Annotated in this window: 26 protein-coding genes, 1 pseudogene and 1 riboswitch; of the genes and pseudogenes, 20 read left to right on the top strand and 7 right to left on the bottom strand. The window is 44.7% G+C overall.

Annotated elements, in window-relative coordinates; all coding sequences use genetic code 11:
- The first annotated feature begins 49 nt into the window (after positions 1-49).
- Together OKW21_RS00665 and OKW21_RS00670 are read left to right on the top strand one after the other, a co-directional pair.
- Positions 50-892 carry a metallophosphoesterase gene (locus OKW21_RS00665; RefSeq protein ID WP_277476409.1) on the top strand — a complete coding sequence of 281 codons (843 nt, stop codon included), beginning with the start codon at positions 50-52 and terminating at the stop codon, positions 890-892.
- Between the two features lie 12 nt (positions 893-904).
- Positions 905-1,420 carry a hypothetical protein gene (locus tag OKW21_RS00670; RefSeq protein ID WP_277476410.1) on the top strand — a complete coding sequence of 172 codons (516 nt, stop codon included), beginning with the start codon at positions 905-907 and terminating at the stop codon, positions 1,418-1,420.
- A 9-nt stretch (positions 1,421-1,429) separates the two neighbouring features.
- Here the strand turns inward: OKW21_RS00670 and OKW21_RS00675 are convergent, their stop codons facing one another.
- Positions 1,430-2,194, bottom strand: coding sequence for an SDR family NAD(P)-dependent oxidoreductase (locus tag OKW21_RS00675; protein WP_277476411.1), 765 nt, complete (start codon positions 2,192-2,194; stop codon positions 1,430-1,432).
- Positions 2,195-2,434: 240 nt separating this feature from the next.
- Here OKW21_RS00675 and OKW21_RS00680 point away from each other — a divergent pair, with 240 nt between their 5' ends.
- Positions 2,435-3,763, top strand: coding sequence for a GntP family permease (locus OKW21_RS00680; protein WP_277476412.1), 1,329 nt, complete (start codon positions 2,435-2,437; stop codon positions 3,761-3,763).
- 88 nt (positions 3,764-3,851) lie between these two features.
- Here OKW21_RS00680 and OKW21_RS00685 read toward each other — a convergent pair.
- From OKW21_RS00685 to OKW21_RS00695, 3 genes and pseudogenes are all read right to left on the bottom strand, one after another.
- A pseudogene (locus OKW21_RS00685) lies at positions 3,852-4,638 on the bottom strand (SDR family NAD(P)-dependent oxidoreductase).
- A 114-nt stretch (positions 4,639-4,752) separates the two neighbouring features.
- Positions 4,753-5,853: a sugar phosphate isomerase/epimerase family protein gene (locus OKW21_RS00690; RefSeq protein WP_277476413.1), complete on the bottom strand. Its 1,101-nt coding sequence runs from the start codon at positions 5,851-5,853 to the stop codon at positions 4,753-4,755.
- Positions 5,854-5,941: 88 nt separating this feature from the next.
- Positions 5,942-8,497, bottom strand: a complete 2,556-nt coding sequence (locus tag OKW21_RS00695; RefSeq protein ID WP_277476414.1) for a DUF7133 domain-containing protein — start codon at positions 8,495-8,497, stop codon at positions 5,942-5,944.
- 600 nt (positions 8,498-9,097) lie between these two features.
- Between OKW21_RS00695 and OKW21_RS00700 the strand changes: the two genes are divergently transcribed.
- The 15 genes from OKW21_RS00700 to OKW21_RS00770 all read left to right on the top strand — a co-directional run bounded on the left by OKW21_RS00700 (position 9,098) and on the right by OKW21_RS00770 (position 20,128).
- Positions 9,098-9,427: a hypothetical protein gene (locus OKW21_RS00700; protein WP_277476415.1), complete on the top strand. Its 330-nt coding sequence runs from the start codon at positions 9,098-9,100 to the stop codon at positions 9,425-9,427.
- An 11-nt stretch (positions 9,428-9,438) separates the two neighbouring features.
- On the top strand, positions 9,439-9,618 hold the full coding sequence (locus tag OKW21_RS00705) for a hypothetical protein (protein WP_277476416.1): 180 nt from the start codon (positions 9,439-9,441) through the stop codon (positions 9,616-9,618).
- A 213-nt stretch (positions 9,619-9,831) separates the two neighbouring features.
- A complete protein-coding gene (gene aac(6'), locus OKW21_RS00710; RefSeq protein ID WP_277476418.1) occupies positions 9,832-10,272 on the top strand; it encodes an aminoglycoside 6'-N-acetyltransferase in 441 nt (146 codons plus the stop codon).
- Positions 10,273-10,318: 46 nt separating this feature from the next.
- The gene (locus OKW21_RS00715) at positions 10,319-10,870 is read left to right on the top strand and encodes a YdeI/OmpD-associated family protein (RefSeq protein ID WP_277476420.1); all 552 of its coding nucleotides are present in this window, start codon (positions 10,319-10,321) and stop codon (positions 10,868-10,870) included.
- Between the two features lie 15 nt (positions 10,871-10,885).
- Positions 10,886-11,335, top strand: coding sequence for a GNAT family N-acetyltransferase (locus OKW21_RS00720; protein ID WP_277476421.1), 450 nt, complete (start codon positions 10,886-10,888; stop codon positions 11,333-11,335).
- A gap of 421 nt (positions 11,336-11,756) precedes the next feature.
- Complete coding sequence (locus OKW21_RS00725) at positions 11,757-12,452, top strand: carboxypeptidase-like regulatory domain-containing protein (protein WP_277476422.1); 696 nt, start codon at positions 11,757-11,759, stop codon at positions 12,450-12,452.
- A gap of 98 nt (positions 12,453-12,550) precedes the next feature.
- Positions 12,551-12,979: a VOC family protein gene (locus tag OKW21_RS00730; protein ID WP_277476424.1), complete on the top strand. Its 429-nt coding sequence runs from the start codon at positions 12,551-12,553 to the stop codon at positions 12,977-12,979.
- 46 nt (positions 12,980-13,025) lie between these two features.
- Entirely contained in the window at positions 13,026-13,922 is an 897-nt protein-coding gene (locus tag OKW21_RS00735) for an alpha/beta fold hydrolase (protein ID WP_277476425.1), read from the top strand.
- A 26-nt stretch (positions 13,923-13,948) separates the two neighbouring features.
- A complete protein-coding gene (locus OKW21_RS00740; RefSeq protein WP_277476426.1) occupies positions 13,949-14,713 on the top strand; it encodes a phytanoyl-CoA dioxygenase family protein in 765 nt (254 codons plus the stop codon).
- Positions 14,714-14,783: 70 nt separating this feature from the next.
- Positions 14,784-14,879, top strand: a riboswitch (TPP riboswitch).
- A gap of 71 nt (positions 14,880-14,950) precedes the next feature.
- A complete protein-coding gene (locus tag OKW21_RS00745; RefSeq protein ID WP_277476428.1) occupies positions 14,951-15,679 on the top strand; it encodes a class I SAM-dependent methyltransferase in 729 nt (242 codons plus the stop codon).
- The gene (locus OKW21_RS00750; protein ID WP_277476429.1) at positions 15,676-16,740 is read left to right on the top strand and encodes an AIR synthase-related protein; all 1,065 of its coding nucleotides are present in this window, start codon (positions 15,676-15,678) and stop codon (positions 16,738-16,740) included. The genes OKW21_RS00745 and OKW21_RS00750 overlap by 4 nt, the downstream gene beginning before the upstream one ends.
- Positions 16,741-16,831: 91 nt before the next feature.
- On the top strand, positions 16,832-17,473 hold the full coding sequence (locus OKW21_RS00755; RefSeq protein ID WP_277476430.1) for a thiamine phosphate synthase: 642 nt from the start codon (positions 16,832-16,834) through the stop codon (positions 17,471-17,473).
- A gap of 8 nt (positions 17,474-17,481) precedes the next feature.
- Positions 17,482-17,748 carry a Trm112 family protein gene (locus OKW21_RS00760; protein ID WP_277476431.1) on the top strand — a complete coding sequence of 89 codons (267 nt, stop codon included), beginning with the start codon at positions 17,482-17,484 and terminating at the stop codon, positions 17,746-17,748.
- A 332-nt stretch (positions 17,749-18,080) separates the two neighbouring features.
- Positions 18,081-19,472 carry an MATE family efflux transporter gene (locus tag OKW21_RS00765; RefSeq protein WP_277476432.1) on the top strand — a complete coding sequence of 464 codons (1,392 nt, stop codon included), beginning with the start codon at positions 18,081-18,083 and terminating at the stop codon, positions 19,470-19,472.
- Between the two features lie 125 nt (positions 19,473-19,597).
- A complete protein-coding gene (locus tag OKW21_RS00770) occupies positions 19,598-20,128 on the top strand; it encodes a GNAT family N-acetyltransferase (protein ID WP_277476433.1) in 531 nt (176 codons plus the stop codon).
- Between the two features lie 7 nt (positions 20,129-20,135).
- On the opposite strand, the gene OKW21_RS00775 is transcribed toward OKW21_RS00770, so the two are convergent.
- The gene (locus OKW21_RS00775) at positions 20,136-21,248 is read right to left on the bottom strand and encodes an acyl-CoA dehydrogenase family protein (protein ID WP_277476434.1); all 1,113 of its coding nucleotides are present in this window, start codon (positions 21,246-21,248) and stop codon (positions 20,136-20,138) included.
- Between the two features lie 138 nt (positions 21,249-21,386).
- Between OKW21_RS00775 and OKW21_RS00780 the strand changes: the two genes are divergently transcribed.
- Positions 21,387-22,037, top strand: coding sequence for a VOC family protein (locus tag OKW21_RS00780; protein ID WP_277476435.1), 651 nt, complete (start codon positions 21,387-21,389; stop codon positions 22,035-22,037).
- Positions 22,038-22,099: 62 nt separating this feature from the next.
- On the opposite strand, the gene OKW21_RS00785 is transcribed toward OKW21_RS00780, so the two are convergent.
- Positions 22,100-22,474, bottom strand: a complete 375-nt coding sequence (locus tag OKW21_RS00785; protein WP_277476436.1) for a hypothetical protein — start codon at positions 22,472-22,474, stop codon at positions 22,100-22,102.
- A gap of 236 nt (positions 22,475-22,710) precedes the next feature.
- Positions 22,711-23,205 carry an RNA polymerase sigma factor gene (locus tag OKW21_RS00790; RefSeq protein WP_277476437.1) on the bottom strand — a complete coding sequence of 165 codons (495 nt, stop codon included), beginning with the start codon at positions 23,203-23,205 and terminating at the stop codon, positions 22,711-22,713.
- 344 nt (positions 23,206-23,549) lie between these two features.
- Here OKW21_RS00790 and OKW21_RS00795 point away from each other — a divergent pair, with 344 nt between their 5' ends.
- Positions 23,550-24,998: a sulfatase gene (locus tag OKW21_RS00795; RefSeq protein WP_277476438.1), complete on the top strand. Its 1,449-nt coding sequence runs from the start codon at positions 23,550-23,552 to the stop codon at positions 24,996-24,998.
- Positions 24,999-25,010 lie beyond the last annotated feature (12 nt).

Below are 25,010 nucleotides of genomic sequence, written 5' to 3' on the forward strand. Positions count from 1 at the left end.
ATAAAAAGTTTGATTCTGTGTAAACTTGTACAGAACTAAACGTTACGCTGTGACTTCAGAACAAGCACTTTTTTCATTTGGCGTCATTGCCGATGCTCAGTACTGCGATTGTGAATCTGCCATTGGACGACACTATCGGAAATCCACCCAAAAACTAGCTGATTGTTTACAAACGCTTAATCAGCACAAGCTGAGTTTTGTCCTGGATGTAGGCGATCTGATTGACCGTGACTTCAGCAGCTTTGATAAAATTCTGGAAGTGTATGGTCAGTCCAAATTTCGCGTGTACCGCACCTTAGGCAATCATGACTATGCGGTGGAGGAAAACAAAAAGCAGCAAGTAGCCACTCGCCTGGGCATGCATGATTCGGCTTACTACAATTTCTCTTACTTGGGCTGGCGCTTTATCATTTTGAATGGTAATGAGGTCTCTACTTTTGCTCATCCTCAGGATAGTAAGGCAACCAAAGAAGCAGAAGCAAGGCTTAAGCAAATGCAGGAAAACAATGCCATCAATGCCAAGGAATGGAATGGGGGCATAAGCCGAAAGCAATTAGGATGGCTGCGAACAAAGGTGGAAGAAGCCGCCTCTCAGGGAGAAAGAATAATAGTGATGGGGCATTATCCGCTTTACCCTAAAGACGCTCATAACCTCTGGAATGATGAGGAAGTCGTAAACCTACTGACAAGGTATCCGCAGGTGGTAGCTTACTTCAACGGCCATAACCATAGTGGTAATTATGGGCAGAAAGAACATGTGCACTTTCTCAATTTCAAAGGTATGGTAGAAAGCGAGCAGGAAAATAGCTTTGCCATTGTAGAAGTCTATCAGGACCGGCTGACTGTCAAAGGGTTCGGTAGGGAAGACAATCGTGAGCTGATGATAGGTTAAATGTCATGACTGATGCAAACCTCATTACAACAAGTACTGTCTGATTGGGAGGGTAAAAAGGTTGATATGCTGAAAAGAGCTTACCAAAAATACCATGATCAGCCATTTTTTGTAGAAGAAATACTCTCATCACTTAATTCAGAAGCAGAGCAAAAAGCAGCGAGTTGGTTGCTCAAACACCATCTGGAGCAGGCTTACTCATTATCTTCAAAAGAAATTCTAACCTTAACCCATCACCTGCAACATATAAGCGGTTGGGAAAGCCGCCGGCATCTGCTGCAAATCTTACCCTTAATTGACATTCCAAAAGAAGCTCAGCTTGCCGTTGAAGATTTTGTGAGAGAAAGTCTGCCCAGCGATAATAAATTTGTAAGAGCCTGGGCGATACAGGGCATGTACGAACTTTCACGACAGCGGCCTGAACTGCAAAAAGAAGTCTATTTCCTATGCGAAAAAGCCATGCAGACCGAAGCCGCCTCTGTAAAAGCCAGAGTACGGAAAATCCTTGCTCATTTGGAAAAGCAATAAAACTTGTTGCTAGTAAGTTGCTCTGCCTCCCGAAATATCATACAAAAAGCCGGTAGAAAAACTGTTTTCTTCAGAGACGATAAAGCTTACCATAGCAGCTACCTCTTCCGGTTCTCCGAGACGATTCATAGGAATTTTAGCAGTAAGATAAGCCAACTGATCAGGAGAGGTATCGGCATTCATGGCGGTTCTGATCACCGCTGGGGCCAGGGCATTGATGGTGATTCCGGCGGTTGCATATTCTTTACCCACCGATTTCACCAGTCCGATGACGCCTGCTTTAGTAGTGGAGTAGCCTATCATACCGGGGTTCCCTTCCTTACCGGCCATGGAAGCGATCAGCAGTATTCTACCGTATTTACGAGTTTCCATTTTCTTGATCACATACTTGGTCATCAGAAAGCTTCCCTTCAGGTTGATGGCGTAGATATTGTCAAAATCCTGAGTAGAGTAGTCAGTAATCTTAGTGCTGGTGGGTCCAACGATTCCGGCAGAATGTATTAATATATCAATTTTGCCCAAGTCTTTTTCAACTTGCTCTATGCCCTCTATTACCTGCTCTTCGTTTGCAACATCTATAGTGTATGCTTTGGCTGAGAGACTTTTAGCAAGAAACTCATCTTTGGTTTTTTGAAGTAGTGCATTGTTTCTGTCAAAAAGGGCCAGAGAGGCTCCTTCTTCGCCTAACCTTTGGGCAATGGCTTTGCCTAGTCCGCTGGCAGCACCCGTAATAAGTGCTACCTGACCTTTGAACCTATCGGGAAAAAAAGACATAATTGTAATTTTAGGAATTGTTGTATAAGTGCTGAATATAACGAGTTTTCACAATTTAAGCCTAATCTTTTACTTATTCAGTCAGGCCCTTATAAGTAGCAAGCAAAGCTGTCTGCCTGTAAAAAGAGATAAATCTGGGAGGATAAATACGATTTAAAGCCTAAATCATTATTTTAAAGTTTTTAAGAGAAATAAGACACTCTTTTTATTGACAACTAACCAACGACCTAAAACTATATTATGCTCACATTACTATTTGTCTTATTAGCTTTTGCCTTTATCATTGTTGCCATCATCAAGTTTGAGATACACCCTTTCCTGGCTCTTTTTGTAGGAGCCATTTTTTATGGATTGATAGCGGGTATGCCTGCCGAGCTTATTGTTCAATCCATCTCTGATGGTTTTGGCGGCGTACTGGGCAGCATAGGCTTGCTCATATTGTTTGGGGTTATCATCGGTACTTTTTTGGAGAAAACCGGTGGTGCTTTTGTGATTGCTCAGAAAATACTCGCCTGGATCGGAGAAAAATCGGTCACACTAGCGATGATGGTCACCGGTTATATACTGTCAATTCCGGTATTTGGAGACAGTACCTTTATCATGCTTAATCCGATCAGTAAGTCTTTGTCTTTTAAAGGTAAAATACCTTACGCTGCCACCACAATTGCCATAACTTTGGGCGTGACAGCCAGCCATTCATTGGTGCCGCCTACCCCCGGACCTATTGCCGCTGCAGGTATCCTGGAAGCTGATCTTGGCATGGTGATAATGTGGGGCTTTATTGTAAGTTCACTGGCACTGGTACCCTGCTTCTTTTTTGCCAAATACTATGCCTCCCGCATTGACCTGGTTCCCGAATTTGCTGAAGAGGAAAGGACTACAGAAGTCAAAAAATATCCTTCCCTGGTAAAGTGCTTTTTGCCAATTGCGGTGCCTCTGCTATTGATTGTACTGGCTTCTATTGCCAACTATCCTACCAGGCCTTTTGGCGAAAATACATTTACATATATACTGTCATTTCTGGGAAGCCCGGTAATCGCCTTGTTGCTGGGTACATTTTTATCTTTCGTCCTGCCAGCCAAATTTGACAAAAAACTGCTATCGTCCTCGGGTTGGTTTGGTGAAGCCCTTCTCATTGCCGCTCCGGTGATTTTGATTACCGGTGCAGGGGGGGTATTTGGCAAAATGCTGCAAAACTCAGGTTTGGGAGATATGGTAAGTGGGATCATTGAGCCAGGAAACTTAAGTCTTTTACTGCCCTTTCTGTTGGCCTTTGCCCTAAAAAGTGCGCAAGGCTCATCTACAGTAGCCCTCGTGACCACTGCCTCTATTGTAGCGCCTCTGCTGGGAACGCTGGGACTGGATTCCGAAATGTCTAAAGTATTTACAGTACTGGCGATTGGAGCAGGTGCTACCGCTATCTCTCATGCCAACGACAGTTTCTTCTGGGCGATGACGCAGTTAACAGGTATGAATGTAAAACAGGGCTATATGTCGCATAGTATCGGAACGCTGATCATGGCGTTCACAGCCATTTCGTTAATATTTATCATCAGCTCGTTTTTCTAATAGTTTCTAAAAAAAACTCCGGGAGAGCTAACATTCGTTGTCCCGGAGCTGTAAAATTGATTCTGAAAGGCGTGTTTTTGAAGCATTATTACTTTGCTGTCCAGCCGCCATCTACGGTGAGCATGGAGCCGACCATATAGGTGGCCGCATCGCTGGACAGGTAAATGGCAGCGCCCTGAATTTCCTTCAACTCGCCCCATCGTCCTAGGGCGGTGGCACCTACGATGAATTTTTTGGCCTCTTCAGTCTCTGCAATGGGGATATTCATTTCGGTTAAAAAAGGACCGGGACAAATCGCATTCACATTGATGTTGAAGGGTGCAAGTTCCAGCGCAAGCGCCCTTGTCATCTGTACCACTGCGCCTTTGCTGGCGGTATATGGTGTGCGATTGGCTAAGCCTACTAAGCCGAGAGTACTGGCAAGATTGATGATACTACCTTGTTTTTTCTGCTTCATATAAGGCGTTACCGCTTTGCTGCATAACCAGGTTCCGTTCACATTGACATCCATGACCTGCTTAAAATCTTTGGAAGTCAGCTCGTCAATCGCTCCACGGATATTGATGCCTGCACTGTTGATCAGGATATCTATCTGCCCAAAAGCCTCAATTGCTGCCTTTGCCATAGCTTCTGTCTGCTGTTCGTTGGTAATGTCTGCACTGAATGAGATAGCCCGGGTACCATATTCCTCATCTGATAGCTTTGGCAGCATTAGCACCCTGTTCGGCATTTCGGTTGACCAACATCACGCTGGCTCCGGCTGAGGCCAGCCCGGCAGCCATCGCCAGTCCGAGTCCCTTAGAGCCTCCGGTGATGATGGCAGCTTTGCCACTTAAGTCAAATAGTTTGATGCCTGGTAGTTTTTCTTCGCTCATAAGAAGTTAAAGGTTATAAGTTATTGATTTAATAATTTAAGTTCAGAGCACACAGTTGAACGGGTGCAGCAGCAGTTATACAAAGCTTAAACTGTGCGCACTGAGTGAATAAATTTAAGCATGTTCAAGATGATTTTTACTATAAGATAAGGAAGTAACTACATTTTTCTCTTCTACGGCCAGCCGTTCTTCAGGCAGAAGTTGGGTGACACTTGGCAGTTCGCTAGGGTATTTCTTATGCCTCACCATCCGGAGCGTACGTGCCAGTTCGCTACCTGATATTCCCTCAAATGTAGCCCAATACTCTTCGGTAAGGCAGGGAACTTCCAGCGGATCACGGGTGATCATTTCCAGATTGAAAGTAACCTGCGGATTGTGCTGCCGACAAAGCGAGATCATCTTAGGTAAATCCAGTATGCCTTGCCCCAGCGGTACTTCCGAGAGCAGAAAGCCATCTTCATATTCTCTCACCCCCATATCTTTTACGTGCGTGGTAAAAACATAAGGTGCCAGCCTCTGCACCACTTCCATCGGGTCTTCCAGCAGGGAGATACTATTGCCAAAATCCAGCGTTACGCCCAGCCATTCGCTATCTATCTGCTTGAGTAAGCTGACCAATTCATCGGCACGCCAGTCTTTGTGGTTTTCTACGGCCAGCCTGATTTTATGCTTGCGAACTATAGGCTCAGCCCATTGCAGCGATTGTACAGATTGCTTCTTGAAATTCTTGAAATTTTCCAGCGTAGGGAAATTCTCATAGCGACGGCCACTCAGGCAAACGGTTCGTAGTACCCGCACACCGGCTTCTTTGACAGTTTTCACTTCCTGCTCAAACGCAGCCACTTCATGTGGGTTTTTAGGTAAGCCAATAGAGCCTTCCAGGTACAAGCCTAACTGCTCTGCTTGGTCCCGGATTTTTTCAGAAAACTCGCTCGTCCAGTCATGTACGCCTACCTGCACTCCACCGCCACCCAATTCATGACAATGTTCCAGAAGTTGGATAGCATCGTAAAATCCGGGATACTTTTTGCTCTCGTGCTTGGAGTGCCAGCGGCTGGCGTAAGAATGTACTACTATACCCATAGGCAAATCTTTCAATAATGAAGGTATGTTGAGCGAAGGCAGGCTCAATGCCATAGCTCCCAGGCCTGCTTTTTGTAGAAAAGTCCTTCTATCTTCTGAATGACAGCTTGCATCTTTTTTGATTGATCTCATCCGTTAGTTTGTTTTGATAGTAACTTGATACAGGTTGCAAGTCTAAAGTTTCCTTTAAACTTGTAACCTTTAACTTGCAACTCTTTTCTTACTGCTCCATCTGTTCCTCCGTTTCTTTGATATACTGGTTGAGTTCATCTGCTTTCCAGGGCATCACCCTTCCCTGAGAAGTCAGTCTGGTTTTTCCTACCAGTCCTCTGCTGATTGCTCCTGCACTATTGCCCCACTCGTTGCGAATGTAAGTCAGGATAGAGGCAATAGTCGCATCATCCAGGGTAGAGTGAGCAGGCATTACCGGCAGTATCTCTGGTGCATCATAGAGCTTACCGCCAACTTCAAGTGAGCCTTCCATGCCATGTAGTACGATCAATGCAAGGCGCTTTTCATCGCCTATTACCCACTCCGAGTCTCTTAGTGGAGGAGCAAAGCGGGTTAATCCAGCCCCATCGGTGCCGTGGCAACCGGCACAGGTGGTGAGGTAATGCTGCCTTCCCAGCGTAAACAGTTGCTGATCTTCTTCCTTGAGTAAGCTTTGTTTTTCAACCATAGTCGTATCGGCTACATGTCCCGGCCATTCAAAAAGTGAGGTCAGGACTGCAAAGTTTGATGAACCTGACTGCCCTTTCCTTTCTAAAATCTGCGGAGCAGATGCCAGCATGATAGGTTTCATCTTACCTTGTTTGCCCTGTATGGAGATACTGGTAAGTAGCGCTTTTTCCCGCCAGCCAAAAGAATTCTCGTTGACATCCAGCATGCTCAGTAAAGCAGTCAGTTCGGCAGGTTCTCTCTTACGGATTACCGAAGTTGCCAGCATTTCCAGAAAAATTGCTTTGGAAGGCTCCTGCTTTTGCCACTGTGGAGACTGCCAGAGGGTTTGTAAAAAACGAAACTCCTGATCTTCCAGGCTGCTGAGTACAGCATCCCTGATCAGTGGAGAGTTTCCACTTCGCTCCGCGATGCCCGCCAGCAGTGGATAGGCTGTTCGGGCATTGAGTACTTCAGCAGATAATGCCATTTGTAGCGTGAGTTCTTCAGGAGCACCTTCCGCTAGTTGCAGTAGTTTTTCTCCCAGCTTTTCCTGCAACTGCTGATCTTTCGCAGCCATAGGCTCCAGAAGTCGTAAGGCATTGGCACTGATGAGTGGACTTGAGTCGCTAAGCAAGTCTAGAAGCAGCTCAGGCTGGAGTATATCCATGCCTTCCAGCGTCCATAAAGCATGGAAACGGGCGAGGGCATTCTTTCCATTTTCAACCAATTCACTTAGCGGAGCCTTAGTAGCTGTGTCATGACGCTCAATGAGCAGACGCTGCGCCATGTCTCTGTGCCACCCGTTAGGGCTTGACAGTTGCGCAACCAACTCCTGAGAGGAAGCTTGTGATAGCTGCTGTGGCTTCCGGGGTGCCCAACCTTCGGGTACCACTCGCCAGATACGTCCTCTGTTGATGGGTAAGACCAGCTTGCGTTCCAGTGTTTTTTCTTTCAGGTAGGGCGTAATGTATTTGCCATGCTGCACCAGGCCACGATACATATCAGCGATGTACAGTGCACCGTCAGGACCGGAGGTGATCGCTACCGGGCGAAAACGTTCGTCGGTAGAGGCCAGAAACTCTTTGCCGGGATGAGGGTCATGGGCATTCAGTTGTAAGCCATTTTCTACTACTATATTACGCTTGACCAGATTTCCTGAAGGCTCACAAACGAATACATTGCCGTAGAAAGGCTCTGGCAGGGCGGTTCCTCGGTAATAGAAAGGCGAGCAGGCAGAGGTAAATTCCAGCAGTTTGCCTTCCTCATCCAGCGTACCGGGTATGTAGCCGCGGTTAATGGCAGGATTGGGGCGTATGGGATAAATTCTTCTGTCTACGGTAAGTCCGTGGTCAATGCCGGTGGTAGGCGTATGATGCGCGTTTCTGGAAAGGTAGTTGGGCGGTACCAGGTCGGCATGCAGTTGCGACCAGTTGTAGTTGTAATAGAGCCTGCCCTCATCATCCTGGCTGATGCCCCACTGCCCTCTGAACTCGGTGCTATCGCGCATCCATTCGTCATCTACCAGACGATAACGAAAGCGAGATTTGGCATTGTAGTACCAGTTGTCAGCAGCGCGTAACAAGCCATTACCAGAGTGCTCCGGTAAAGGGCTTCCGGCATAGTCCGGGTCAATAAGCGTTTTGGTATCGGCGATGAGATCACCATCCAGGTCTTTAGTAAGCCATAGCGCTTCGTTCTCCGCTACCAGGGCACCGCTGTCAATCAGAGCCAGGGCTCGGGGCATGATAAGGCTATCCAGATAGATAGTGCTTTTGTCCATTTGCCCGTCAAAGTCAGTATCTTCCAGTATAGAAATGCGGCCTACCGGATCGTCTTCTCCTTCACCTTCAATGGTGGGCATAAAGCCCCGCATTTCTACCACCCACAGTCGTCCGTCGGCATCAAATCTCATCACCACAGGTTCTTGTACCATAGGCTCAGCGGCTACCAATTGTATTTTGAGACCGGGTTCCAGTTGAAATGTGCTGAGTTCTTCTTCAGGAGTTTTGGCCGGGGAGGGGCCTTCGTGTGTTTTACTCTCAAAGTCGCCAGTACAGCTTGCTAAACTTAAGAGAACAGTGCCAATCAGGTAGGCATAGGAGTTAGATCTGACCATGCGTCATGCTACAGCTTTTGAGTATTAGGTTGTTATAAAAGAATAATATACTACAAATTAGGAAATTGGCAAAGTGCGCTGGTAGTATAAAAGCCTGGTTTGAGTGCCTGATATGAAGTTGCTTGCTTGTATTTTAAGGAATGAAAAATGAGGCTTAACCCTATAATGATTAAATAGATTTTTATCCATAAAGAAGGAGCCTACAGTTGGGCCTATACAGGACTTTTTTATAATGCTGAATAGCTAGGGGTAAATAGTATTTTCCTATGAATGGTCTCTAGGTATCCTCCATAGATCCTTGGTTTTTTCTCCATCATAGCTTCATTTTTTTTGTTTTTGTACTTTTTGGGGATGGTGCGCTTGGCGTTCGCCTAAAAATAGAGCATCTTCTTTCCGATAAATATGTGAGGTGGCAAAAGAACGTTTATCTTGCTCCTCATAACATGACTGAAATCAAATATATGAGGTCTGGATCAACAAAACTTCTATTTCTACTTGCCCTCACAGGGCTTGTAGCCTGTAGAAAAGCCCGGAATCACAATTTAGAAGTATGGAATGTGCTCAGACCTTCATGCCTGAATATGATGGCAGTACGTTTCTATGCCGGATGATGAAACCGGAGAAGCATTGAGAGGTACTTTGGCAGAGAAAATTGAAAAGACCAGAAATATATTTAAGCCTTGCAGACAGTACATCTACAGCGCTGTTTATAAGGATAAAAATGGAGTGCTGATTTCTGACGGCAGGGTTTGGATGATGGCTACCGGAAATCGGTGGGCGTATCAGCCGGAAATGCAGGACGAAGTAACATTTCAGTATGCGTTCTCCGAAGAGCAGGTTGCTGAGATAAAGGAGTATGCTGTAAACAAAGCTTTTTCCAAGCATCAGCAATTTGCTCCTGAAGGCACAACAGGTATCATTGAAATGTAGACGTGGTCTGGATGCACCCTTTCAGAGACAATCAGTATCATTTTACGGAAGTAGCCGCTTTCCCCTATGTGAGACTTCCTCTGGAAGTGAGTAAGTCATGGACCAATAGACTGCAATTAGGGGAAGGCTGGGAAGATTGGGAGAATAAGAACGTTTATAGCGAGTATAAAATTGCTATCGGGTCAGTGTGAGTACGCCTTATCGGAAGTTTGAAAGCTGCTGGTATATACAGACCACAAGCTCTGCTTCTTTTGGGGATTCACAGCATAACTTCTGGTTTGACGAAAATTATGGATTTGTAAAGATGGAATACTTAAATTATGAAGGACAAAGCCTTGTTTTTGAACTGATTGAGATGATAGAATCCTGAGAGCTTATAAGGTGAAACTTTTATTCTGAATAGTATGAACATTGAGCCTGTTACCGAAGCTAGCCTTGAAGTGCTGACGGAACTGGCGATAGCGCTGTGGCCGGACTGTGTTTTTGAGGAAGAATATGAGTATTACAAAAAGCTGCTTGGCTCAGAGACTAATATTTGTTTTCTGGCAAGAGATAAGGAAGCATATATTGCTTTTATCCAGCTGGCACTGCGTAATGAGCATGTAGAAGGCTCTTCCAGCTCGCCGGTTGGCTATGTGGAGGGCATCTATGTGAAGCCAGAATATCAGAAACTGGGTATAGGCAGACAACTTATCGCAGCAGGAGAAGACTGGGCCAGACAAAAAGGGTGTGTAGAGTTTGCCTCTGATGCGGAATTGTCTAACGCGATAAGCATAGACTTTCATAAAAAAGCAGGTTTTGAGGAAGTAAACCGCATTGTTTGTTTCGTGAAAAGACTGGAATAAAGATTTTGCCTAAATTAGCTATATCTTTTTATGTAAAGCTTTAGGGATGGAACCTGTATTTTTTGCAACACCCGACGAATTCAGAGCATGGCTGGAAGATAATCATGATCAGGCTTCTGAGTTACTGGTGGGTTACTACAAAGTGAGTTGCGAGCAGCCTAGTATGCGCTGGTCGGAATCGGTAGATCAGGCACTTTGCTTTGGCTGGATTGATGGTGTTCGTAAGTCCATTGATAGTGACAGCTATTGCATCCGCTTTACACCGCGTAAACCTAAGAGCAACTGGAGTGCGGTGAATATTAAGAAAGTAGAAGAACTGAAAGCGAAAGGGCTGATGCGTAGAGCAGGTTTGGAGAAGTACAGCCAGCGCAAAGAGAGCAGGTCAAGAGTGTATGCTTATGAAAATCCAGAAAAGCTGGATAAAGCTTTGGAAAAGCAGTTTATGCATAATAAGCAAGCCTGGTCATTTTTTCAGGCGCAGCCCCCTTATTACAGAAGGCAGATGATACATTGGGTGATGAGCGCCAAGCAGGAAGTTACCCGTGTGAGAAGGCTTGACAAGCTAATGGAAGCATGTAAAAGAGAAGAGAGAATTTAACTAATATATCGTCAGATGAGTGTTTCTTTTGTACTCGCCCAAGAAGATGATCTGAAGGATGTTCTCCATATGATGGAGGAATTCTACGCAATAGATTACTATCCTTTTGACAAGATAATGACCGCCGATAACCTGAAAAAGTTTGCGATGAACCCCGAATTAGGGCGGCTTTGGGTGATTATCTCTGGGGGAGAAATTATTGGCTATATCGTGCTGACTTTTGGCTTTAGCTTTGAGTTCAAAGGCAGAGATGCCTTTCTGGATGAGTTTTACCTGAAAGAAGCTTACCGGGGCCGAGGTATAGGGAGTCATGCGGTAGATTTTGTGCTGAAGCAGGCAGAGGCACTGGGCATCAAAGCTGTGCACCTGGAAGTGGAGCGACACAATGAAAAGGGAACAAGGCTGTATAGGCGCAAAGGCTTTGAAGAACATAAACGAGCCCTGATGACCAGATGGTTAAGCTGATACTTGTATCTTGACATAGTATGCTGTTCCGATCACATATCACCTCACTGCAAAAGCTGGCCAGTGGTTTATCTTATCTGGTATGATTGTTTTGCCTTTCCGCTTTTTCTGGCTATGCAGGATATGTGCCTGCACTGCCGGAGGAGTCTATTCGTACAGAAGTAGTCATTTCCAATGATCAGCAGGTTTTATAAAACATTGTCCTGGCAACGGGCTGTCACAATCCTGCATGGCAGCAAGCTTACGGCAGAGAGTAGTAAAGCTGGCTGAAGCATGCAATAGGTTAGGTACATGCCATTGTGCTTAGCCCATTCTTCTACATAGTACAAGTAATAAGTTGCATAAAGAGCAGAAATAACGAGTAAAATTTAGTATTTTGAAAGAGCTTGCTTAGCTGATTTTTTCATTATACGCTTCCGATATGTTACGGCTCTTTCTCCTATTGCTTTTTTTATCTGCTCATGTTATTCACGATGCTTGTGCCCAGGCTGAAAAGCGGAAAGTGTGGGGTGAGATCAAAGATGCTCAAAGCTATGAAGCCATTCCTATTGCCAATATCAGTACTTCGGGACAAGGAACGTTTACTGATCTGGATGGCCACTTCTCCTTGATAATCGCCCCCAAGGATACCCTGCGTATATCGCATATCAGTTATTATCCCTTTGAAATAGTAGTGAAGGAAATCGAAAAGGATACACTGATAGTTCTCCTGATCCCTCGGGTTAATACCATGCAGGAACTGATCATTCAAGGCTTTCCTTCGGAGGAAAAGTTTAAGCAGGATATGCTGCAGTCAGAAGTACAGCTTATCACAGAAGAACAGCAGGCCAGGTCTAATGTGAATTTTGCCCGTTATTATTTTCTTTCCGGCTACGTGCCTCAGATGAACAGCGAAGATAATCACGACTGGTATGTAGCCGGCCCTCAGGATGTCACCTTTTTCTCCAGCGGCCCATCCGGCGGATTGGTCAGGGCTTTTAGAAATGCAAACCGCAGCCAGGGCCTGCTCAGGCCAGTGAGGACAAACTCATCCATGCCGGACTCTCTTTGGCAACAGTTGAAGACAGCCAGTGATTCGGTAACTCAGGATAGTCTGTTGAGCAAAAAGAAGAAGTAGGAAGCGGAGACCTGAGTTGGAAGAGCGGGAATCCTGACTTCCTGTATATTTATCAATCATTTTACCATAAGCCCCAACATATTTAACCTACACCATTTATGAAAAAGTCTGCTAAAAAAGTTACGGGTATTGGAGGTATATTCTTCAAAACCAAAGATCCGGCCGGAATGAAAGATTGGTACAGCCAGCATTTGGGGTTAATGACCAATGAGTACGGCTCTCTGTTTGAATTTATCCAATCTGATAAACCCGATCAGAAAGGCTATCTGCAATGGAGTCCTTTTGATGAGAATACCGAATATTTCAGGCCTTCTGAAAAAGAGTTTATGATCAATTATCGGGTAGAAAATATTGAGACGTTGGTAGAGGAGCTCAAAGCCAGCGGAGTGAAAGTTTTGGATGAAATAGAAAGCTATGAGTATGGTAAGTTTGTGCATATCCTTGATCCTGAAAATAATAAAATAGAACTTTGGGAACCCGTAGATAGTGTTTTTACTAAACTTTATGAAGGCAAGACCACTAAGTAAATGCTTGGTTTTTTATGATCTATTTTTACCTCATACCGCGCTTTTTATGCGAACATTATTTTCAATTTGTAGTCTGTTGGTGATATTTAGTATGCTAGCATGCAGTAGTTCCGACTCACAGGAACAAAGCTCTTCAACAGTTGCTGAGATAAAGACTGCAACAGAAATAAGGCGTGATGGGGTAAATATCGCTTATGAGAATTGCGGTACTCAGGATACGACTTTACTTTTTGTCCATGGCTGGTGCATTGATCAGTCTTACTGGACTTCTCAGGTAGATGCGTTTTGTGGAGATTATCGGGTGGTGACCATGGACCTACCCGGTTTTGGCATGTCAGGAAAAAAGCGGGACAGTTGGAAAATAGAAGATTACGGACAGGATGTCGCTGCCGTAATTAATCAGCTTGATTTGCAAAATGTAGTGCTCATCGGGCATTCCATGGGAGGCGACATCATTCTGGAAGCTGCACTGGCTGAGCCTGAATCAGTGATTGCGCTGATAGGCATAGATAACTTCAAGGAGGTAGGCGTGGAAACTACCGAAGAGATGCAGACTGAAATAGATTCTTTTATGACGATGATAGAGCGGGATTTTGCCAATACCGCCACCGCCTACGCCTACCAGGCACTATTTCATCCTACTACCGACAGTGCTGTAGTCAAAAGAGTAACCGAAGATTTTCGTGCGGCTGATTCGGTGGTAGCTACCGCCAGTTTGAAGGCGCTCATGGATTATGGCCCCAAGGAGAAAGAGCAGCTTTCTAATTTGGATAAAAAGTTATACCTGATCAACAGTAACGCTACGCCTACTGCCATAGAAGGTCTGGAGGAAACCGGTGTGGACTACGATTTGATAGATATACACGATAGTGGACATTATCCGATGATAGAGCAAGCAGAGGAACTTAACCGCCTGCTTCGTCAGGTTTTGAACAAAATATAAGATTTTAAAGGACATAGTCAAATGTTATGAAGCCATATAAGACGCTCATTAGTCCTCAGCAGTCAGAATTCTTTCGGGAGCAGGGCTATCTGAAAATCGCACAGCTACTTACTGCTGAACAGCTCAGCTATTACCGGGAACTATATGAGGATTTTCTGGAGAATAAAATTGATGCTTCCCGCTATCGCTCTGATCTGGGTGGGCATGCGGAAGATACTAAGTCAGAGGGGATTCAGGAGCGTATCACTCAGATCATGGTGCCTGGCAGGCTGATTCCTGATTTGCTGGATAAGCCATTGCATCAGCAAAGCTTAGCCATAGCCAAGGCCCTTTTGGGAGATGATATGGCGCTGGATTTTGATATGCTGATTGACAAAGCCCCTTTTTCCAACACACCTACGCCCTGGCATCAGGACTGTGCCTACTGGATTGATATGCCTGATCTGCGGGCGGTGAGCTGCTGGGTGGCGCTGGATACAGCTATCATAGATAATGGCTGCATGTGGTATGTCCCCCAATCTCACCAGCTTCCTATGCGCCCTCATCGTCCTGCCGGTAAGGGAGGAGGCGCTTTGGAATGTGAAGCTTCTGAAGAAGAAGGCATAGCCGTTGAGCTTCAGGCGGGAGATTGTGTACTGCATCAGGGAGGAACTTTACACTACAGTCGGGGCAATACCACAGCCCATCGGCGCAGAGCCTTCATCACCAATTTCAGGCCGCAGCAAATGATTGAACTGGAAAGAGCGCAGGGTTATGACCATACCGGAGAAAGGGAGGTAAGAAGGAAATAAGTATGTAAAGTATTCATAATCAGTAATTAATAATTAATTACTTTTTCTTTCCAAAGATTTTTATACCTTGCATGGATCATTGGGGTGCTTGACGAAAGTCAGGCTGAGATTACACCCATGACCTGATCTGGATAATACCAGCGTAGGAAATGACCTTATTAGCTAATTGTTTACTAATTGCCATTGCCTCTCTGTATGATCCGGGTCTTGGCATTTTTTATTTTTAAATGATTAGCGATGAGCACAGAGATAGAACAGAAGAAATTTGACCTTGTTACCCAGGACCTGCGGCAGTGGCAGGGACGAGAAGAGTGGTTTTTTAACCGCGAACATACCGACACCTACGAACTTTGGTACGAGGGGCGCTACAAGCGTGCTGAGATCTGGCAGAAGAAAGTCATCGGGCAACTCATTAAAAAAGATGAGCGGGTCAAAACCCTGCTGGAATTTGGCTGCGGTACTACCCGCTTTACCCGCTGGTGGCATGAGATCGATATAGAAGCCAGTGGTGGCGATATCTCACCATTTATGCTGGGGCAAGGCACCCACCTCTTTAATGGAGACCTGGTGCTGGCCGATTCTCATCACATGCCTTTTAAGGATCATACCTTTGACGTCCTGGCGTTTATCACCACTTTTGAATACTACAAAGATCCGGTAAAGGTCATCCGTGAAGCGGTAAGGGTAGGGAAATATGGCATCGTATTCGGCATGATGAACCGAAACTCACCCAAAGTAGCCAGAAGAAGGATACAGGAGATGTTTGGTAAAAACCCATTCTATGTTACCGCTACTTTCTATACGCCTAAAAAGTTGATAGCAACTATTGAAGAGGCCTTGGCAGGCAGAGATTATACTATTGAATGGACAACCACCGGTCTGCCCAAGTGGTTTCCTGTACAGCAATGGGGCTTACCTTATGGCGATTTCTTTGGCTTGCATGTACGCCTAAACGATGTGGAATGAGTGCTTTTGAAGACCATTCCGGCAAAATCAACAGTGCTTCTTTCAAAGAAATACTGCTGCCTCAAAGTGGTTATGCACGAAAAGAAGTGCTGGTCGGGCCCAAATACGGAGTAGACACCTCAGTCATTGATCTGGGTAATGGCTTAGGTATGGCAGTATCCAGCGATCCACTTTCGCTTATCCCATCTCTGGGACTGAAAGCATCTGCCTGGCTGTCGGTACACCTGCTGGCCAATGACATGGCGACTACCGGCTTACCTCCCATGTATGCCCAGTTTGTACTCAACCTGCCCACCAGCCTTTCACAGCAAGCATTTCAGGAATACTGGAAACATATTCATGCCTTTTGTGAGCAGATCGGTGTCAACATCACCGGAGGACATACCGGGCAGATAGAAGGGCAGAACTCCACCATTTCGGGGGGAGGGACCATGTTTCTGACGGCTCCACTGGACAAAATCATCAGCAGCCATCAGGCTGAGCCGGGAGATGTGATCGTTGTAACCAAAGAAACGGCCCTGACGTCCTCAGCCATACTGGCGATGAGCTTTCCGGAGACTGTGATAAACAAATTGGGGAAAGAAGTGTATGAAGCCGCCTGCGAGAATTTCTACCGGACCTCTTCTTTGTCTGATGCGCTGGTAGCGGTGGAGGTACTACAGCCCAATATCGAGCTAAAAGCTATGCATGATGTAACCGAAGGAGGGGTGGTAGGAGCGATTTGTGAAATGGCTGCTGCTTCAGACTGCGGGTTTGAACTGCACAATGAAGAACTGCCGGTAGGTGAAGCACCTTACCGGATCACACAGCTCTTTGAGATTGACCATCGCTATTGTGTAGGTGCCGGCGCAATGATCATGGCCGTAAAAAAAGGTAAGGAACAGGCTTTGGTGGATCATCTGGCGTCCAAATCTATACGGGCCAGCATTGTTGGAGAGATGACTGCTTCGCAACAGGGCTTTAAAATGATTGAAAATGATGAAGCACAAAGCATTGCCTTTGACGGAAACGATCCCTACTGGGGAGCATTCTTTAAAGCATTGAAAAACGGGCTGAGATAGATAGTGTTATGGTACGATGGTGTTATTGTTTTTTAAACAGAGAACTTTTAACCATAACACTTTCGCACTATAACACCCTAACATTATAAAAATGGATAAAAAAATAAAAGGAGGGGTATACCTGGTCATTGATCCAGTAATGGATGAGCAGGTACTGTTAGAAAAAGTAACGCAGGCTTTAGAAGGAGGTGTGCAGGTATTACAAATCTGGAACCACTGGCCCGAGCACTTTGCATTAGCAGACAAGCAGGCATTGGTAGAAGCGATTCTAAAAGTCAGCCGTCAATACCATGTGCCTACTTTGATCAATGAAGCGTGGGAATTGCTTCAGCATACTGCTTTAGATGGCGTACACTTTGACAGTATTCCTGAAGATTATGAAAATATCAAAAAGGAAGTAGGGAGGTTATTCGTTAGTGGAATTACCTGTAGCAATGACCTGGCAGTGATTACGTGGGCAGAAAAACACAAGCTGGATTATGTCTCATTCTGCTCCATGTTCCCTTCCAGTTCGGTAGATAGCTGCGAGATTGTAAGACCGGAAACGGTCAAAAGTGCCAGAGCTATTACGCAGATGCCAATCTTTCTTTCGGGAGGGATTACTACAGGAAATCTGGCGACTTTAGAAGCACTGGATTTCAATGGAGTGGCCGTGATATCGGGTATTCTAAGTGCTGACTCTCCCAAAGCTTCGGCTGCTTCTTACCAAAACGCATTACAAACGATTAAATAAACAAACTCATGCATACATCATTGATGAAGAAACTTTGCTGCCCAATGGATAAGGCAGACCTTAACCTTCAGATTTTTCTGAAAGATGAAAATGGAGAAGTTATTGAAGGGCTGCTGACTTGCCCGGATTGCCAAAGATATTATCCTATCGTATACGGGATTCCTATTATGACACCGGATGAATACCGGGAAAAATCGCTGGAAGCACCCATACTGGAAAAGTGGGGACTCCAACTGGAAGAAGGCAGCACCAAAATGTTGTTGCTGAAGAAATAATGTGTAGCAACAAATAATTGTCTAATCCTCGGTTTGTGCCTCACAAACCGGACAAGCATCATGGTATGGAGTTATTTCATAACAAATAATTCATATATAAATTTGCCAAACCCGCAAAAAAAGTTTTAGCTTTGTGTCATTATGAAGTTAAGGCTCACCATATAGTTAGGGAGCGATGTCTCCCTCCATTCTTTTCAGGCAATGCTGATACTTTTCCTCAACAGATAAGGCTATTGCTGACCGTTTGATTTTTCTCTGTACTTTCTTTAGAAGGTTTTACTAGGATTTTCTTAGCTCACTGAGCTTTTGTTTTGCTACGTTTTTGCATATACATGCGGGTTACAAAATTATTATATCATTTCAGACACGCCCTGGAGGGCGATTACGATAAATATACTTCCGGAAGCATCAGAAAGGCTGTTTTCTATCTGGCAGTGCCCATGATTTTGGAGATGATCATGGAGTCATTGTTTGCCATCGTGGACATCTTTTTTGTAGGCAGGCTGGGCGTGAACGCAGTAGCTACTGTAGGCCTGACCGAATCGGTAGTGACTATTGTTTATTCCATCGGTATAGGCTTCAGTATGGCTGCCACAGCAGTGATTTCACGCAGGGTAGGTGAGAAGCGTTTTGACAAAGCCTCATCAGCAGCTTTTCAGGTGATTCTGCTAGGTGCAGCTTTTTCTATACTTATTAGTATTACAGGCTATTTATATGGTGCTGAGGTGCTGACACTGATGGGAGCCAGTGAGGGAATATTGCGTGAAGGTACGCGCTACACGCAGATTATCTTTGCCGGTAATATTAGCATCATGCTGCTTTTTATCATCAATGGTGCATTTAGGGGAGCCGGAAATGCAGCGATTGCTATGCGTACCCTCTGGATTGCCAACGGTATCAATATCTTTCTGGACCCCTTACTGATTTTTGGCTTGTGGATTATACCAGGAATGGGTATTGAGGGTGCAGCCTGGGCCACAACCATTGGCAGGAGCATAGGCGTGCTGTATCAGCTTTATCATTTGGTGAAAGGCAGTACGCACATTAAGCTGGATAGGCAGGCGATTAAACTAAGATGGAAAACAGTGCTCAATATCATTAAGGTATCCTCCGGGGGTATGGGGCAATTTCTCATTGACTCCGCCAGTTGGATCTTCCTGACACGCATTGTCTCTGAGTTTGGAAGTGTGGCTCTGGCAGGGTATACCATTGCCTTCAGGATTGTAATGTTTACGCTCCTGCCTGCCTGGGGCCTATCTAATGCTGCAGCTACCATGGTAGGACAAAATCTGGGGGCTAAACATCCTGAGAGAGCAGAGAAGTCCGTCTGGTATACCGCCAAGTACAATGTCTATTTTCTGGGCTTTATCTCAGTGCTGTTTTTATTTACTGCTGATATTTTTGTGAACTGGTTTTCACCCGAAGCTGAAGTGGTTAAAGCAGGAGCTACCGCTCTAAAAATCTTCTGCCTGGGATACATTTTCTTTGCCTTTGGTATGGTCATCGTACAGGCATTTAACGGGGCCGGAGATACCCGAACGCCTACCATCATCAATTTGGGAGTACTGTGGGCTTTTCAGTTACCTCTGGCCTATCTGCTGGCTATTTATTATGACTTGGGTGCTTTAGGCGTATACATCACCATCGCCATAAGCCACTCCCTGCATGCGCTGGTAAGCTTGTGGATATTCAGGAAAGGGAAATGGAAAGAAATGAAAGTGTAAACGCTTGACCTAGGATAAAAACAGAAACCGGATAGAAAACCATAGTTATCTATATGTGTAGCCCAGGGAGAGGGTGTAATACGCATAGAGCTCTATCCGGTTTCTCCAAGAATCAACGTCCAAATATGAATACTATTGAAGTCCTCATCCGGCCTGAGCAAGCAGAAGATACTGAAGCAATTCATGCGCTTAATGTGGCGGCCTTTGGCAGAGAAAACGAATCTCAACTCATTGAGTTGTTGAGAAAAAGTGACGCGTTTATCCCTAAACTTTCTTTGGTAGCTGTGCTTGATCATGAAATTGCAGGGCATATCTTATTCACCAAAATCAATATTATGGGTAACAATGATCAGGAATATCCTTCGCTGGCACTTGCCCCTATGGCAGTGGCTCCGGATTTCCAGCATCAGGGCATTGGAAGTCAATTGATCAGCCAAGGGCTGGAGAAAGCCAAAGCACTCGCTTATACCTCAGTCATCGTGCTGGGGCATGAAAAGTATTACCCCAGGTTCGGTTTTGTACCCACGAGCCAATGGAACATTGTTCCTCCGTTTGAGGTGCCTGCTTCTGCCTTTATGGGCATAGAGCTACAAGCGGGTGCTTTACAAGATATCTCCGGCACGGTACGTTATCCTAAAGAGTTTGAAATGGTCTGAAGTAGCTTCAAAAGTTATTCAGCGCTACAAATCCCAGCGGAGAAAGCAAAACATGCTGTGAGGCAGTATGCAGATCACGCCAGCAACGGTTGAGTTCAGTTGCTGGATTCAACACCGTCATTCCTGTCAGTGGATAAAGCATTTCAGAGGCTTCTCTGGCTACCTTTGCAGCATGCTTGGTAGATAAGCTGATCTTTCTGAGTAATTCTTCCGGTATAGCTTTTTCTGCTTCGCAAAATTCCCAGGCTTCCTGAACCAGCCAATACAACCAGCTTTTCGCGGATTCCAATTGGGCTTCCGCTTGCGCTAAGGTATCTTTCACCTTGTCATGATCTCTCAGGGCTTCTCCCTGCATTCCTTTTTTGTGTGTAAGCAATGCGCTGACTTCATCAAAGAAATGGCAGGCCATACCCGTGAGTTGCAGGCAGGTCGTGAGTTCGGCAAACTGCATAAAGGGAAAGCGGTAAAGCGGCCCCTGCTCATAAGGAGAAGGCTTGAGTAAGCTGAAAATTCTTTCTTCAGGCACTTGAATATGATCAATCTCAAAGTCATGGCTGGAAGTGGCCTGTAAGCCGTAGGAACGCCAGGTATCTTTTACATGCACTTCTTCGGGAAAGAAAACAAAAGAGTAAAATTCAGGGGCATTGTCTGTGCCATCGGTTTTGAGCCGGCAATTGGCAGTGAAAGCGGTAGCATGGCTGGAGGCACTGCCATATTTCCAACTACCTTTTACATTATAGCCCCCCTTCACTTGCGTAGCAATGCCGGAAAGTGCTCCACTGCCTGCTGTACAAGCCTTGGGATCTGTATAAATACGTTCGCTCAGAGCAGGCTGAATATAGGCGGCAAAGAGGTTAGCGCCCGCAGCCAGGTTGACGGTCCAGCCCAGACTACCATCGGCATAGGCCAGGGCTTCCAGTATCTGTAAAGCATCCGGTAAGGGCATTTCCAACCCCTGATACTTTTTAGGAATAAACAGCCGTAGCCATTCTTCCTGATATATTAGCGAAAGTTGTTCCTGCGTGAGCTTTTTTTGCTGCTCTGCCTTTGGAGCTTCTTCTCGGATTTTCTGAATGCTGTGCTGATCTAATATATCGCCGGGATGCTGTATAAACTTCATATGAGTCAATAAAACTAAAAGGTATCAAAGTAAAATGTTAAATTTAGTAAAGGCATATAAATTCATAGCTTAAAACCTATAAGAAGTATACCCATAAGCTCAGCATGAGTTTAGAATTAAGGCATAATTATTCATCCAATGGAGCTAGATCACCTGATGATATTTTCTTCTCAGCATGGTGCTGAAGCAGACAAATTACTACAATATGCTTTTGTTGAAGGAAGTAGCAATACACACCCCGGACAGGGGACTGCTAACCGGAGATTCTTTTTTGAAAATGCTTTTTTTGAATGGGCTTTCGTGGTCAATGAAGCTGAGCTTAGCAGTGAAATTGTCCAGCCAACTTTTTTGTGGGAGCGCTCTCAATGGCAAACATCTCCTTACTCTCCTTTTGGTATGTGCATACGCTTTGTCAAAGAAGAAACCGTTTTTGATAATGCCTTACGCTATGCGCCTCCATATATGCCGGAAGGTGCGCATATCGATATACTCACCATGAAAAACTATTCGGAACTACCCATGATCTTCAGGACACCTTTTGAAAAAAATGGCTATACCCAAATTAATGAACCTTACCTCCATCCTAATGGCGTAAAGCAGATCACAAAGGTAATTTTTGGAGTTTCAGATGTGGAGCAGGCAAAGCTACATCTAAAATCTATCAATAATCAGGATTGGTTTGGGTTAACAGAAAGTCAAACTCCTAAAATGGAGGTTGTTTTTGATGATCATAAACAGAGACAGCGAATCAGTTTTGAGCCTGACCTACCTTTAGTATTCAGTTATTGAATTTCCTTTTTCTGAGATGTATATGAGAATTGCTCCCGGAGAAAATCGTTGATGCTATTCTATTATTGTTGCAGTTCATCCAGACTTTCACTTAGCGTTTGAAGCCATTTAAAATAGGTGCTCTTATAATAAAGATGATTGCCCAAGAGAGAAATCACGGACAAAACTCCACTAATGCTCACTTCAGTGAGCAGGGAGAGCTCTACATGAAATAGCTGCAACACAACTTCAACTACTATATAATAAATCAGTGGAAAGACAATGACATAGATCAGAGTAGTGAGCAGGTACCATCTTTTAAAACGTCCCATTGTATTCTTTAAAGCTGCTTTGATATTCACAGCATCGGAGATATCAAATATCTTCACCTGTTCATAATAGGCCCACAAGGTAACGAGTCCGAATAAGGCTACCATGCCAAAAAACCGGAAGCGCATTTTCAAGATTTTGAAACCTTTCCGGGAAAATGAAAAAAAGTAAAAGGTTGAGCACCAGACAGGCAAATAAAAGAAGTATTGCGTTTCTAGTAAGTTTCCACCAGTAGAGGGTAGTACTGCTCAGTTTGGATAAAGTGTTGGATACATTCATATTTTTTTTATTTAAATGTTCTGATAAGGATTGTACATGCTCTTTCTCTTGCCTGAGATAAGCCTGCCAGGTATTTTTTAAGTCATCAAGTTCCATTGTGAATTTTTTGTATAGTGCTTCTCAGTTTGTGTTTGATCCGGTTGATTTTATAGCCCACATTGGATTCGGATATCCCCATCACCTGCGCGATTTCCTTATAAGTCTGCTCTTCCAAATATAAAAGTGTAATGGCCTTCTCTACGTCCGAAAGCCTGTCAATGGCCTGTATCATGCTGCTGAACTGCTCATCCTCTACCGATAATTCCGGTGAGGGTATTTGCAGTACATTCTGATCAATATCCTGAGGAAGTGGTTTTTTAGTTTCTTTTCGTAAGCGGGTAATTGCCGTATTCAGGGCAATACGATACATCCAGGTAGATAACTTAGCTTCTTTTCTGAACTTGGGAAAAGCCTTCCACAACTGTAGTACAATGTCCTGGAACAGGTCCTGCCGGTCCTCGTGCTGATGGCAGTACATCTTACAGACCTTGTGGATGATGCCCTCATGTGTAGTTGTTTTGGCAATAAATTCTTCCTTCAAGGGATTTTACTTTACCTATTAGTCGCTAAAATGCGGAAAAACTTAGGGAAAGAGTGAAATTTTTATTGGAGGCGATGGTAAAATAATTACGAACACCAGAGAAGAATAGTGTGTAGTGAAAAATTCAGCTTTCCTATACGTGTGAATGAGGAATAGACAAACACTCTAAAAATTAAAAGAAGAAGATTTTTTTAGTATATCGTTCCACCCGCATGGGGAGGGCAAAAGATGTACATGTCCTTAAACCCTATTACAGTATATTTATGGCAAGTAAGGTAGCTTGATGCTCAAGTTCTTTTATATTAAAGGCACTTTCTTATGTATCTGAATTCTTTAAACTTACTATGACACAAACTAAACTTCTCCTGTTCTCACTTTTTTTTGCTGGTTTATTTATGGCCTGTGATTCAGTCAACAATGTGGAAAATGATAGCCTCCCTAATATTGTCTATATCAATGTAGATGATCTGGGCTGGGCAGACTTAGCCTTCATGGGTAGTAAATTTTATGAAACGCCAAATTTAGATAGGCTGGCATCTCGTTCCATGCTTTTTACCCAGGCTTATGCCGGAGCCGCCAATTGTGCGCCCAGTCGTGCCTGCCTGCTTTCCGGTATGAATACGCCTCGGCATAGAATTTATACGGTAGCTAATTCTAATCGGGGAGATAAAAGAACCCGCAAAATTATTCCGACATCTAATACTGAAACTTTGGCCGATTCAGTCTACACGCTGGCAGAGATGCTTAGAGATCAGGGCTATGTGACCGGCACCTTTGGGAAATGGCATCTGGGCGAGGACCCCAGGACTCAGGGTTTTGATATAAATGTGGGAGGCAGCCATAATGGTAATCCCGGAAGAAATGGATATTTCAGTCCTTACAATGTGAAGTATCTCAGCGATGGGCCGGAAGGCGAATATCTTACAGACAGACTGGCCGGGGAAGCTATGGATTTTGTAGCGCAGTATCAGGATTCTACTTTTTTTCTCTATTTACCTTTTTATACAGTGCATACGCCTATCATGGGAAAAGAAGCTTTGGTAGAGAAATTTGAAGGTAAAAAAGGGTCAGAAGGGCAGGACCGTGCCGATTATGCGGCTATGGTAGCTTCTATGGATGAAAATGTGGGGCGTTTACTGGACCAACTGGATAGCCTGGGCTTAACAGAAAACACCCTCATCCTCTTCACTTCTGACAATGGGGGGATACGCTCTATCTCTAGTCAGCAGCCATTGAGAGCAGGAAAGGGCTCCTACTACGAAGGCGGTATACGTGTACCAATGTTGGTATCCTGGCCAGGAAAGGTTGAGGCAGGTAGCCAATGTGATGTGCCGGTAACCAATCTGGATATTTATCCTACTATACAAAATATTGTAGGGACAGAGCAGCGAAACAAACTGTTGGATGGCAATGATATTTCTCCTCTGTTTTACGGAGATAGTATTGCCGAACGCCCTTTATACTGGCACTTCCCCATCTATCTGCAGGCCTATAATATGCAGGATGACGATGGACGTGATCCTTTGTTCCGTACGCGTCCCGGCTCGGTCGTTCGTCTGGGTGACTGGAAACTGCACGAATACTTTGAAGAGGGAGGATTGGAGCTATATAATTTGACAGAAGATATCGGTGAAAGACAAAATCTGATAAAGGAGTACCCTGAGAAAGCGGAAGAACTTTACCAATTACTGCAAGACTGGCGACAGCAAACCCATGCGCCAGTACCTACTGAAAAAAATCCGGCTTATGATGCCGCTTACGAACAGCAAATCATTAGTGAGGTAGGAAAGTGATTTTTTAGCCTA

The sequence above is a fragment of the Catalinimonas alkaloidigena genome (genome assembly GCF_029504655.1).
In the GTDB taxonomy this organism is placed as follows: Bacteria; Bacteroidota; Bacteroidia; order Cytophagales; family Cyclobacteriaceae; genus Catalinimonas; species Catalinimonas alkaloidigena.